This is a genomic window from Mycobacterium sp. PDNC021 (genome assembly GCF_048282635.1).
Taxonomy (GTDB): domain Bacteria; phylum Actinomycetota; class Actinomycetes; order Mycobacteriales; family Mycobacteriaceae; genus Mycobacterium; species Mycobacterium llatzerense.
Genome location: NZ_CP182502.1, coordinates 1768733 through 1781398 on the forward strand (window position 1 = coordinate 1768733; position 12666 = coordinate 1781398).

Here is a 12666-nt window from a genome sequence, read left to right on the forward strand (position 1 = left end):
GGGTTCCGAGATCCTCGGCCGCCTCGCGCAGCTAGTGGACCATCCCGGATGTCGGATGGCCGGCGCACTGATCGCCGTTGCTGGGCCTGCAGGCAGCTGGACCCGAGGACAACACAGCGGTCAGGTCGCTCAATTCGGTGAGGGACTGTCTTAGTGCGGCTTTGCTGACCAACTCTGGAACAAAGCTGACGGCGAACTCGATGGTGCCGTTCGACCCACACGCGGCGACGGTCAGATTGGTCGGACTGGTCGGGTAGGTCATCACGGTGTAGCGTGCGGCGTCCGGGTCGAGCCACGGGATGTGGTTCAGGCCGGGATTTCGCATCATCAGATTGAATGACATTGTTATCTTCGAGATTTCGGTGGGATGTTGCTGCCACTTCCGATCTCGCAGCACGGCGATGAGCCCGCCTTGTGCCAATGCGGGTATCCCACGGGCGGAATCGACCGCCGACCTGATTCCTGCCGCGATCGAGCGGGGATCGGTCATGTCGGCCGGGATGTAGATGCTCTTGGCGAGGTTGCCCGGACGCAAGGCGTTTTTGGCCGGCAGATACCTACGCAGATCGATCACGGTGTAGAAACCGTCCGGGTTCAACGGCACGCCGTTGTGTGTCAAACTCCGGTATGCGGCGGCCGCGATCAGCGCGGACGTCGGCACATCGGGATGATTGTCCTTGCGCCACTGTTGGAAACGTTCAAAGCTCGGCGCACTGACCCGGAGGCCGATGCCGTCGGCGCTGAGCTGGTTTGGCACCGGTATCGTGGTCGGTCCTGCGGTGTCGGGGCGCGGCCCGGCACGGTGATACTGCCACCAGTCCTTGTAGTGCGGCCGGGTTTGGCTCACCAGAAGCCTTGCGGCGGTGAACATCCCGACATCGGGCTTGAGATAGCGAAGTTCGTCGACGTCACCCAGGGCCAGTGAGACCGCGAAGGCTGAATGCGGTACGGCGTCGCCGACGACGTGCGCGAGGTAGCAGGTCAGCGAATCCGGTCCAACCAGTATTTTGTAGGGGATTCGCTGATCGGGGTGGGGCGCGTGCCGTCGGATGTACGAATGGACGTCGACCATGTCCATGGGTTCGGTGGAGACCACCGCCTGCTGCAGGAAGTCGGCGCGACGCTCGTTCTCGACCGGAAGCCAGCTGCGGCCATCGGCGCTCAGGGTGCAGCACAAGGGGTTCATCGGGTCCGTGGCCATGAATTCGGCAAGCGCGGCCCGCAGCACGCCGACTTCTGGACGGGCGATAGGGCCCATGGCAATCGCCGACCAATGCCTGGCCCACACCCGATCCACCCAGCTGGTTCGTACAGTGCGAGGTCTGCCCAGATTCCTCACCATCATGATCTCCGGTTCGGCGCAGGCGGGCTGGTGGCCGGGTATGTGGTGCGAAGACCAGACCGCAGTCGGCTGTAGATTTGGGTGGTGCGCGCGGCCGCCGCGCTCCAGGTCGGGATATTCTCCGTTTCGCACGGTCCGGCAGCATCAAGCTGTTTGGAGATTTCCGTCGCCAATGCGCGGAAATCTCCCGGGGTGACGATGACGCCGGTCGCGGTGAGAAAATCGGCGACGATTTCTCGGTGTGCGGGGATATCGCTGAGAATCACTCGGGCGCCGGCTGCCGCAGCCTCGAGCGGAACCATTCCGAATGCCTCGTGAACCGACATCGACACCAGAATCTTCGCCGTGCGGAACCACCGTCTCAGCTCGGCGTCACTCAGCCGGCCGAGAATGAATATCCGATCCTGGAGGCCGTATTCACATGCCAGGCGCTGCAGTTCGTCGCGCTGGCTACCGTCGCCGATGATGACGAGCCGGGCCGGCGGCGGCACGTGGCGAAACGCTCGGACCACGTCTGCGAATCCCTTGTACGGCTCCAGCCGGCCGACGCACAGTACAACGGGCTCCGGAATCGGCAACGGCTGAGCCTGGCGCAATTCCTCGACGCGGACGCCGTTGGGGATCACCTCGACTTTGTCCGCGGCGACGGGGAAATCCCTTACGAGAAGCTCATGTTCGGCCCGCGACACGCAGATGATCGCGTCGCTTCGCGCCAGTATCAACCGTCCCAGATACCGGTAGAACGGATGCAGCATCCGCGCCAGCGGGCTGTGGCCGACGATGCCGTGATAATGGGGCGTGAAGACGGTCGGTCGCCTGCTGAACAATACGGCCAGCCCGGTGGTGGCGTGGTAGCTGTGCACGTGCAGCACGTCGGAGTGCACATGGTCGCGCACGGCGCCGAGCACGGCACGCGGTGCTATGGCCATGGCCTGGATGTTCCAAGCTGGGTAGACAGTCACCTGGCAGTCGCCGAACCAGTGCTGCTCGCGGCGGCGCAGCCGGCGGCGCGCCGTCACGACGTCGAGGGTCGCACCCAGGGCGTGCATATCCCGTACCAGTTCCGACGTGTGCACCTCGACTCCGCCCGGATCATCACGAAATCCTGGTGTCACCAACGTGATTCGGATTGGCGCCGTCGCGTGCGTCTGCTCGTGCGGGGGCGCCGTCATCGGATCGCCTCTGCTATCGCCTGCGCGGTGAGTTCATGTCCCTCGCGGTTCGGATGCGGATCATTGTCGGTGCAGAAATAGGTCAAAGTGCAGATCCGGGCAATTGTGGTCGGAACCGTACCGTGCCCGGGGAGTAGCGACTTCTGAGTGTCGGGCAGATCCCCGCCGGCGAGCGAGAAGACATCGACGTAGCGAACGTTGAACTGGGCGTAGGTCTTTTTCAGGACCGGATTCAGATAGTTGTCGAAAAGCACCTGCGATATCGCCGCCCGCCGCTGCGACGTGGCGGTCCCGTCGAGAACGCCCGCGCGGAACGAATCGATGTACGACAGCCCGACGATCGGAGTCGCCGGTCCCAGCTGGGACCGCATCGCCGTCAAGAAGGCCTGCAAACTCGTGTGGACGTCGGAAGCCGCGTTCTCCGCACAATGCTGGGCTCGACGGTCGTCCGTGATGTCGAGACACTTCAGAAGGTCGTTGGCGCCCATCGACACGGTCACCAAGCCGATTTGCCTGTGATGCGCGGCGATGAATTGTTCGACCGCGGTCTCCTGCGTGGTGCCGGGATAGTCGACGCCGCCGGTCGCGAGCGCGCCGTCATGGCAGCCGGCGTTGAATTGCATGTCGTGCGCGGTCTGGCCGGTGCACGCGAAATTGACCAATTTCCAAGTGCCCTCACGGCTCAACTTGTCGAGCAACCGGTATGCGTAGCCATCCCGGGTAGCTGATCCAGACTTTCCATCGGGTCGGTAGCCGGCCGTGAACGAATCGCCGACCGCCACGTAGTACCGGGCGTTGCCGCCGTCGGATCCGGCCCGCGTCGGTGCTGCCGAGGTGATCGTGATCAGTGAGAGCGCGACAAGCACTACCAACGTCGCACCCTTCCACAGCCGGGCCCGGTCAGCCGGTTTCATCGTCCATCCTCGTATCCCGTTCTCGAACCGTTCTGGAATCCCTGCCCGGGTCGATTCGTTGGTCCCGTGCGCTCGGCGACGACTCCGGTCGGGCTGTTTGCTCGCTGACTGCACACCGGAACGATTGATTCCTGGCGGACCGAAATGAATGACCCGGTTGTATCAGTAGTTTGCTCGAATTGCAACTGGCTGTTGGATTGCCGTGCCGGCGTGCACTCTGCCTTGAAGCTGTCATGAGATCGGCCGCAGCTGAGGCTCGACCATCGTGGAGCCTCTTCTCCTTGCGGTACAAAGACAATGGCGTTCCTGCGTCGTAGCGCTCTCGATGTTGAACATCCTTGGCAGTACTCTCGGCTGCCGATGCCGCTGCACTGAGTGATACCTGGAGACAGCCGGGAACTAATCGTGCTTGTTTGCCGACTACTGTAGTTATGAGAAACGTCGGACCGGCCGCAGTGGCTACGCCCGCGGATTGTCGGATCGAGCTGGAGCCTGTCAGCGGCGACCTGAGTGCCGCTGATACTGCCCGTTGCCGGTCGTTCGGTGCTGCCGGTGTGTATGCCCGGTTCCCCTCGTCCGGACGGAGTGCTTGACGTGCTGGTTCTGTCGATCGTCATGCCGGTGTACAACGAGGCCGCGACGATTGCGCGTGCGGTGGAACGCGTTCTGGCCGTTGACTATCCGTGCCCTGTCGAGCTGATCGTCGTCGACGACGGCAGTTCCGACAACACTCCAGAGATCCTGCGGACATTCGCCGAGCGTGGTGTCATCACACTGTGCCGACCGTTCAACCGCGGCAAGGGGGCCGCAGTCAAGCGCGGGGTCGGGCAGGCGACCGGCACCCATCTGCTCATCCTCGATGCAGACCTGGAATACGACCCGGCCGACATTCCCCAGCTGCTCGGTCCGGTTCTCGATGGCGTTTCTGACCATGTGTTCGGGGCTCGTCTCTTCGGTTTCAACACACGGTTTCCCTCATACCGGTTCGCCCTGGGCGGCCGGCTCACCACGGCTGCGGCCAACGCATTGTTCGATGCCTGCCTGACCGACATGCATGCGTGCCTGAAGCTCATTCCGGTGGCGCATTTCCGCGCCTTGTCGCTCATCGAACCAAGATTCGGTTTCGACACCGAAATGACTGCGGCGCTGCTGCATTCGGGTGTTCGACCCTACGAGGTGCCGATCACCTACCTCGGGCGTCGGGTCGGGGAGGGCAAGAAGATCACCTGGCAAGACGGATTCACCTGTCTGCGGGTGATCCTCGCCGTCCGGCTCGCGCCTTCGGTCGAACTGCCTACCGGTCCTTTTGTGAGCGGCACCGTAGTCGTCCCGCTCAGGACCGCAGTCGCTGCTCCGGCACTGCCTGAGCCGTCACATCGAGTACTCCATGCCGCCGCTGCGCAAACCGCTACATGAGGACATCCAGAACCGTTCCGAGGTGACCGCCGGGCGAAAGGTTCTGTTGGTGGGTCCGGGATTTCGATTCTTGAGCGGTCTTTCGGTGCACACGTGTTGTCTGGCCAATTCACTGGCTGACACCCATGACGTCTCGCTGCTCATGCTTGATCGGTTGGTACCGCGTCGATTTTATCCAGGATCCGCGCGGGTCGGTCACGACCTGACCGCACTGAGGTATGACTCCAGGATCAAGACGGCCGGGACCATCGATTGGTACTGGGGGACGTCGATTTTTTCGCTGTCGGATCGGATCCGGGCTCTTGCGCCCGACATCATTGTGCTCCAATGGTGGACGGCCGCGACCTTGCACACGTATCTGCTCATCGCGTGGATCGCCCGGCGCCTGGGCATCAGCGTGATCGTAGAGTTCCACGAGCTTCAAGACACCGGGGAGGCCGGCGTACCTTTCCTTGCCGCGTACTGCCGGACCTTCCTGCGCCGTCTGGTCCGCGTGGTGTCCGGTGCGATATTCCACAACGAGCACGATCGGCAGCTGATTTCATCGACTCTGGGTGCCCGGTTCGTCGAACGCCTGCCGTCCCGGATCGCTCCGCTCGGTCCGTACCCGCACTTGAAGAAATCGATTGCCGTTCACGAACGTTCGGAGACGATTTCAGGCCTGCACCGACCCGCAAAGGTCTTGTTCTTCGGCCTGATCCGGCCGTACAAGGGCGTCGAAGACCTGGTTGCGGCGATCGATTTGCTGACCGAGGAGCAAGTGCGCCGGCTCGACATCGACATCGTCGGCGAGACGTGGCACAACTGGACCGTTCCCGCGGAGGCAATTGCCGCATCGCGGCACCGCGACCGGATCAGCTTCGTCAACCGATACGTTTCAGATGCAGAAGCGACCGAATACTTTGACGACGCGGATGTCTTGGTCTTGCCGTACCGGCGTTGCTCGGCGAGTGGCCCGCTGCAGGCCGCCATGAGCATCGGCCTTCCGGTGGTCCTGTATGCCGTCGGTGGGCTGATCGAGGCGGTCGCGGACTATCCCGGCGCTGTGTTGGTGCCGCCCGGCGACATCGAAGGCCTCGGCCGCGCCATCATGGACGTGGCGACCGGTGGCCGCCGTCGATCCGTCGCGCCCTCGTACACGTGGGATCCCCTTCGAAATGCCATTGATGCGTTCCCGATGGCCGACGCGCGATGACGGTGGTGGCTGAAAGTGCCCCCGAGGCTGTCCCGGTCGCCGGCACGCTGACGGCGTCGGGTTCGGCTGCCGCCGCTCTGTCGGGGGTATGGTGCTGGCCCCTAACGGTATTGGCCGCGGGCGCCGGCCTGGCCATCGTCGGATACTCGTACCGGCTGTCGGGCACGGGCGGACCGCCGTCGGCGTACTACCTTGTCTTCTGGGGCGGCATGTTGCTCGCGGCGTTGCCGGCGGCAGCGAAGCTCATCGGCCGGGCCGGCGGCCGGACCGATCGGCTGTGGGCCGTCGCCATGCTCGGGCTGGTGACCATGGCGCCCAAGCTGATTCGCAATCCGTTCGGTCCGCGCTACCACGACGAGTACGCGCACTGGCGGCAGGCGGTCGATCTCGTCGACTCGGGCCATCTGTTTCAGCCCAACACCCTCATCCCGATCGTTCAGTTCTATCCCGGAACTTCGGGCCTGACGGGTGCGATCCAGTCGATCACCGGACTGTCGACGTGGACTTCGGGGCTGGTCGTCATCGCCGTCATGCACGTCACCGGATTGTTCGGCGTCTACGTTTTGGGCGAACGGCTGTTGGGCTCGAGCCGGGCCGGCGGCATCGCCGCACTGGTGTACGGAATCAACCCGTCCGCAGTGTATTTCGACACTCAATACGCCTACGAGAGTGTGGCGATCAACTGGTTCCTCTGGGTTGTCGCGCTGACCGCGATCGCCGCTCACACACCCGACATGCGCCGCCGGTTCCAATGTCTTTCGGCAGCAGGCGTTCTCGCCATGTCGGTGGTCGTCACCCATCATCTCACCACCGCCTTCCTACTCGGCGTGACCGCCACGGTGGCCGTCACAGGAACCGTCGCACTGCTGCTGCCGGCCCAGCGTCGCCGGCCAATCGGCCGACCAACTGTCGGGACTGCGGTGGCCTGGTGGATCACGTTCACGGTCACGCTGGGCAGTGCGGCTGCCTGGGTCTGGTTTTGTGCCCGTCCGACGCTGGACTATCTGTCGCCCTACTTTGGCAGCGCGGTCACTCAGTTGCGCGCGATGGCAGGCAAGAGCGGTGCCGGTGGGCGGAAATTGCTTGCGGCGCAGGTGCAACCGTACTGGGAGCAGTTACTGACGGCGACCGCGCCGGTGGTGCTGCTGGTGACCGTGGGATTGGCGGCATTGCTCGTCAAACGTGGTCGGGTCCGGCTCAGTGCGACGACGTGGGGTCTGGTTGCCTTTGGGCTGTGCTATTTCCTTTCGTTGCCGTTCATCCTGGCACCTTCGGGCGCCGAAGGCGCACGCCGATCATGGGGGTTCACCTATGTCGGCATCGCCGTGATCGTGGCCATCGCGCTGGACCGCTGGCCGGCGACCGGGATGAGGTTCGGCCGCAAGACGATGACGGTGTGGACGGCGGTGCTGACCGTGGTGTTGCTCATCGGCAATGTGGGCGGTGGACTCAACGACCCTTACCGATTCCCCGGGCCGTTCCGCTGGGGTACCGACACGAACTCCGCGACCGACGAAACACGCTCGGTGGCAAGACAACTCAACCAGGAGTTCGGTCGGGTCCAGGTGGTCAGTGACGCCTACACCGGCCTGCAGTTGGCGGCCGACGGAGGCATGTACATGGCCTTCCCCGCACCTGGTTTCCCGGCTTGGGAGCTGGTCCAATCGGACGCCGATCCCTCGAAGAGCCTGGCCGGCATGCTGGTGTATTCCGGATACAAGTTCCTCGTCGTCGACGTCATGATGGGCCGGCAACTGCCGTTCAACGGTCACAATTTCGGTCCCGAGGACCCGCTACGCGGCGATAAGACGCCGATGGCCAACTTGCTACGACTCGATGCCGCACCGTGGGCGACGCGAATCTTGGCCACCGAAAATCTACGCGTCTATCGGTTGCACCTGGACGACCTGGCACGATCGACCGCAAAACAATGACGAATCGTCCGTTGCCGCAACAGGAACCGGCGGCCACGCGCACCGCCGCCGCCCGCGACCGCCCGATCCCGCAGTGGGAACCGGTAGACAATGGCTGGTCTTGGCGTCGCCTGGTAGGGGAGGCTTCGCGCCAGCGGTGGCGGGAGCCGCAGCTGCGGCAGTGGTACCGCCCTCTGGCGCAGGTGTCGGCTCTGGCAGCTGCCGCGGTGGCGGTTGTGGCCACCGCGCCCGTACCGCTGCGCGTCCTGGCTTTGGCGGCGCTGGTGCTGATTCCGGGAACGGCCGCGGTGCATCTGCTGTTCTCGTCACCAGGCGGTAGCCCGCGGGCGGAGCGGCGGCCCAGGGCGCCGCTCGCCGATCCGGCGATCCGGCTGCCGCTGACCGTTGTCTTCGGCGTGGTCGAGCTTCTCGCAGTCGTGCTTGTGGTGAACGTCGCCGGTTTGACGATCGATGGCCGGTCCGTCGCGCTGGGTACGGCTCTACTTGGCGCAGTGCTGGTAGTGACAGTCGCCGCGGTGGCCGATCGGACCACCGACATGACATCTGGCGTCTCGCTTTTCCGCGCCCGGCTGCCGGCGTTGGGGCAAAAGACGGCTGCGGCCATGGCCGCGGTCATCGTGCTCGGCGGCGGACTTGCCGGTGCTATCGCCTTGCAGCCCAAAAACACCGAAACCTACACCACGCTGACGTTCCTGGATCCGAGCTGGCTGTCTGCGGCGGAACAGTCGGCGACGGCGGGTGCACCGGTGCGGATCAATTGGGAGCTGCGGGCATTCGGATATCGGCCCGACGCACGGACGATCGGGGTGACCGTCCGGATCGACGGCGTCGACAACCCCGACCTCGCGCTCGATATCAGGCTGCTGACCGATGCGGCCGGCACCGGACAATCGACGGACTTCTATGGCGCGGTGACATTTCCGGCACCGGTGGCGCCGGGGCGCCACTTGGTTCAGTTACTCGTGCAGCCCTACCCGCGCGAGAGTTTTGCGGCACGTGATCCGGTGATGCTCACCGGTTTCCTCAGGGTGCGGTCGCGATGAACCCGACTGACAGACTGGTGAAGTGGCGCAGGCCGGTGGTCCTGATCCGCGCCGCATTGGCTGATCCGATGACGCGAAACAGTCTGGCGCTCATGGTGAACACCATCGGAACCTCTGCCCTGGGATACCTCTTCTGGGTGATCGTGGCACGCCGCTTCGACGCCACGACCGGTGGGACGGTCGCTGCCACCATGAGCGCGATCCAGGCGACTGTTGTCGTCACCAGCATCGGCGCGGCCGCGGCGCTCGTCGAATGGCTGCCCCGGTCCACCTCGGCGTCGGAGTGGCGCCGGCGGGTGACGACGGGAATGACCGTGGGCGGCGTGTGTGCGGGCGCCGGCGCGGTGCTGGTCGTCGCGCTGCTGGGCACAGGTCTCGGGGTGCTCCCGCAGCTCGCCGGGCCGATCGGGGCGGCATTGTTCGTGGTGGCGTGCGTGCTCTCCGCGACCGGCCAGGTGGTCGACAGTGTCGCCATCTCCGATCATCGGGCCGGTGTGCTCATCGGGCGCAATGTCTTGATGTGCGGCTTGAGGATTCCGCTGATCTTCTTGCCGGCCGCGGTAATCGCCGCTCCGGATTTGATTCTGCTGGCCTGGGTTCTTGCCGCAGGGCTGGCGATGATCTGGGCAACGGTGGCGTTCGGCTCGAAAGCCGGCCATGCACTGCGCTTCGCGTATCGCGGGTTCTTCACCCACTTGCGGCAGATGGCGCCGGCCTTGGTCGGCCAGCACACGGTGACAGTTACCTCGATGCTCGCCGGCTACGTGCTGCCGGTCATCGTCTACATCCGGCTCTCGGCCGCCGACAATGCCTACTTCTACATCACGTGGATGCTGGGTTCGGTGTTCTTCATCGTCAGTCCGGCGGTCGCGGCGTCGCTGTTCGTCGAGGGGGCGTCGCGCAGATCAGATCTGCCTGTGCTGGCCCGGCGTTGCGCGCTGACGATCGTGGCGCTGCTGGTGCCACCGGTGCTGGTGTACATCGTTGCGGGCCGGTGGATTCTGGAACTGTTCGGTTCCGAGTACTCCGTCAACGGCTATGCGCTGTTGCTGGTGTTGGCGTTGTCGGCGGTTCCAGACGCGGTCACCAATTTGGCAATCTCGGTGCTGCGCGTGACCGACCGGGTACGAATCGCCCTGTTGTTGAATGCCGGAATGCTGATCGGGTGTCTTACGGCAGCCTGGTTCGCAACTCCCGTGCTGGGCATTCTGGGTGCCGGCGTGGCGTGGCTACTGAGCCAATCGATGGGCGCCGTGTGGGTGCTGGCGCGGTGGCGTCGCATCGTCGGCGTCAACGCTCCGTCGGACGGCACTGCCGCCGGGCGCGCTGGTGCTGAAGCACTTCCGCTCACGGTCGAGGAGACCGGCAGGTGAGAGTTCTGCAGGTGAGCGACAGTTTTGCGCCCGCGACTGGCGGCACCGAGCGTGTCGTCGAGGCTCTGGCGAAGGGACTCACCGCGCGCGGACATCCCAATGTCGTTGCCACGCTTGGCCGGCCCGACGCACCGGCACACCAATTCGATGGCGACATCGAGGTGCGCCGAATCGACGGGCTCACGAGATACTTGCGGCGCTTTGCGTCCGACCCCAACCACTACTTCCATCCGACCTGTCCGGATCCGCTGCTGGTGGGCAGGCTCCAGGCGCTGGTCGACGAGATCCGGCCCGACATCGTGCACGCGCACGGGTGGATCCTGAATTCCTGCCTGTCACTTCGATTGGGTGATGCCGCGCTGGTTGCGACGTTGCACGACTTCGGCCTGACCTGTGCGAAAAAGACGCTGATTCATCGGGACACGCTGGACGGTCCTTGTCCGGGTACCGAGTTGGCTCGGTGCCTCAGATGCTCCGCGGAGTTCTACGGTGTACTCAAGGGTGTCCCAATCGCCCTGGCGCTGAGGGAAAGCCGGCGACGGGCCGATCGGGTAGCGCTGTATCTGCCGATCAGCGACACGGTCGAGGCGGCGAGCCTGCGGGCGGTACCCAAGGAGCGCATTGAACAGATCCCGTCATTCATCGATGACAGCGCTTTCCATGAAGCCCGTTCGACACCGCGTCCTTCGTTCCTGCCGGACGGTCCGTTCATCGTGTATGTCGGCGTATTCGGCGAGCACAAAGGGCCGGGGCTGCTGGTTGCGGCTCACCAGCGGATGCGAACTCCGATTCCCTTGGTCATGATCGGCAGCGAGCGTGCTGACACCGAGCCCTACGAAGGCACCACGGACCGGCCGATATTCGTGCACACCAAGGTGTCTCACGACCAGATCATGGCGAGCCTGGCGGCTGCCTCGGTTGCGGTGGTGCCATCCCGTTGGCAGGAGCCGCTGGGACTGGTCGCAGTGGAAGCGATGGCTGCAGGTACCGCAGTGGTCGCGACGTGGGTGGGCGCCCTGGCTCAGGTGGTGTCCCATGGCCGGACCGGCCTGATCGTGCCGCCGAACGACCCCGTCGCGATGGCACGTGCGATAGACCGATTGCTCGACGATCCCGGATTTGCGGCAAACCTGGCGTCCGAAGGGGTTCGGCGTGCCCGGGAATACGCCGCATCCACGGTGATTCCGCGTGTGGTCGAGGCCTACCGGAAGGCTCTGGCCGCGCGGCCTGCCGGGTGATCGTGCGGAATCAGGATGGTCGGTTGCGGACCAGATCGATCGCATAGGACCCATAGAAATGCCCTGAGCTCGGATCGCCCGGCCGGCAATTGCCGTCGGATTCGCCCGGCCGCTTGATCCACAGATATGCGTCGGCATGTGGGTATCCGGTCTCCGCGGAGGGCGCCGAGCCGAGTGCTCGCCCAGGGGGATTGCACCAGGCCAGCGGTTCCTCGGCGGCCGGACCGACCCCGTTGCGAGACGTGTCGATGACATAACGCGCGCCGTTGGTGAGCTCGGACACCGCTTCGCCGAAGTCTGCTTCCTCGGCGGTGCCGAAGAAGTTTGACACGTTGAGGCTGAACCCGTGTGCGTGCGCGATCCCGGCGGCCTCCAGGCGCTGCGCCAATGTCTGCGGGCTGAGCCACCGGGAATGGCCGGCATCAAGGTAGACCACAGCACCGGAATTCTGAGCGAAAGTGTCAACGGCGAAACGCAGCAATTCCGTGCGTTCGTGCTGCGCGCCGATGGCCAGACAGTCGGCCGAGGTGATCGCGTCGGGTTCGACGATGATCGTCACCGGATAGGGGCCGAAGCCGCGTGCCAATTCGGTTATCCACGAACGGTATTCCTCGGCCGAGCCCAGGCCACCCGCGGAATAGCTGCCGCAGTCCCGGTGCGGGATGCCATAGATCGCCACCACCGGCATCGCTTCGGCGTCGGCTGCGGCAGACACGTAGCCGCGCGCAGCCGCGGCTGCCGAGCCGACAGCCGTCTTCTCGTCAAACCACCGCGCGGTGGCAGTGCCGGCGATGAGGTCGAGTTCAGGGCTGCGCGGCACCGCCTCATTGGCCGCAATCGCGGCCGAGCTGGTGGGATCCACATAGAAGGGAATGCCGACCAATGGATTGCTCGCCCGGTCCACCAACAGGCGGACAGGTACGGAAACACGCTGTACCGATGGAACACTGGTCAGCACAGCACCGCAGACCGTGGTCAGGGCCAACACGACCGCCGTCCTGCGCGCCCAAGCGCGGCAGGCGGCCCAGGTCAATTCCGC

The 12666-nt window shown here is 64.7% G+C and carries 10 protein-coding genes; 6 read left to right on the top strand and 4 right to left on the bottom strand.

The features are described from left to right. Window positions 1-31: 31 nt before the first annotated feature. The 3 genes from ACNO8X_RS08245 to ACNO8X_RS08255 are packed head-to-tail and all read right to left on the bottom strand — an operon-like array spanning window position 32 to window position 3428. Window positions 32-1288 (bottom strand): hypothetical protein, encoded by a 1257-nt coding sequence (locus tag ACNO8X_RS08245; protein ID WP_418004898.1) that lies wholly within the window; start codon window positions 1286-1288, stop codon window positions 32-34. 53 nt (window positions 1289-1341) lie between these two features. After that, complete coding sequence (locus ACNO8X_RS08250) at window positions 1342-2514, bottom strand: glycosyltransferase family 4 protein (RefSeq protein ID WP_418004899.1); 1173 nt, start codon at window positions 2512-2514, stop codon at window positions 1342-1344. Further along, the gene (locus ACNO8X_RS08255; RefSeq protein WP_418004900.1) at window positions 2511-3428 is read right to left on the bottom strand and encodes an SGNH/GDSL hydrolase family protein; all 918 of its coding nucleotides are present in this window, start codon (window positions 3426-3428) and stop codon (window positions 2511-2513) included. The genes ACNO8X_RS08250 and ACNO8X_RS08255 overlap by 4 nt, the downstream gene beginning before the upstream one ends. Window positions 3429-4022: 594 nt before the next feature. On the opposite strand from ACNO8X_RS08255, the gene ACNO8X_RS08260 reads away from it, so the two are divergent. From ACNO8X_RS08260 to ACNO8X_RS08285, 6 genes are read left to right on the top strand one after another with little or no spacing between them, the layout of a single operon-like run. Further along, window positions 4023-4844, top strand: coding sequence for a glycosyltransferase family 2 protein (locus ACNO8X_RS08260; RefSeq protein WP_418004901.1), 822 nt, complete (start codon window positions 4023-4025; stop codon window positions 4842-4844). Window positions 4845-4866: 22 nt separating this feature from the next. Then, a complete protein-coding gene (locus tag ACNO8X_RS08265; protein WP_418004902.1) occupies window positions 4867-6039 on the top strand; it encodes a glycosyltransferase in 1173 nt (390 codons plus the stop codon). A 5-nt stretch (window positions 6040-6044) separates the two neighbouring features. Beyond that, a complete protein-coding gene (locus ACNO8X_RS08270; RefSeq protein WP_418004903.1) occupies window positions 6045-7973 on the top strand; it encodes a hypothetical protein in 1929 nt (642 codons plus the stop codon). Continuing rightward, on the top strand, window positions 7970-9016 hold the full coding sequence (locus tag ACNO8X_RS08275; protein ID WP_418004904.1) for a hypothetical protein: 1047 nt from the start codon (window positions 7970-7972) through the stop codon (window positions 9014-9016). The genes ACNO8X_RS08270 and ACNO8X_RS08275 overlap by 4 nt, the downstream gene beginning before the upstream one ends. Next, window positions 9013-10389: a lipopolysaccharide biosynthesis protein gene (locus tag ACNO8X_RS08280; RefSeq protein WP_418004905.1), complete on the top strand. Its 1377-nt coding sequence runs from the start codon at window positions 9013-9015 to the stop codon at window positions 10387-10389. Before ACNO8X_RS08275 ends, ACNO8X_RS08280 begins: the two co-directional genes overlap by 4 nt. Before the next feature lie 11 nt (window positions 10390-10400). Further along, window positions 10401-11627 (top strand): glycosyltransferase family 4 protein, encoded by a 1227-nt coding sequence (locus ACNO8X_RS08285; RefSeq protein ID WP_418004906.1) that lies wholly within the window; start codon window positions 10401-10403, stop codon window positions 11625-11627. 10 nt (window positions 11628-11637) lie between these two features. Here the strand turns inward: ACNO8X_RS08285 and ACNO8X_RS08290 are convergent, their stop codons facing one another. Beyond that, window positions 11638-12660, bottom strand: coding sequence for a glycoside hydrolase family 6 protein (locus ACNO8X_RS08290; protein ID WP_418005821.1), 1023 nt, complete (start codon window positions 12658-12660; stop codon window positions 11638-11640). Window positions 12661-12666 lie beyond the last annotated feature (6 nt).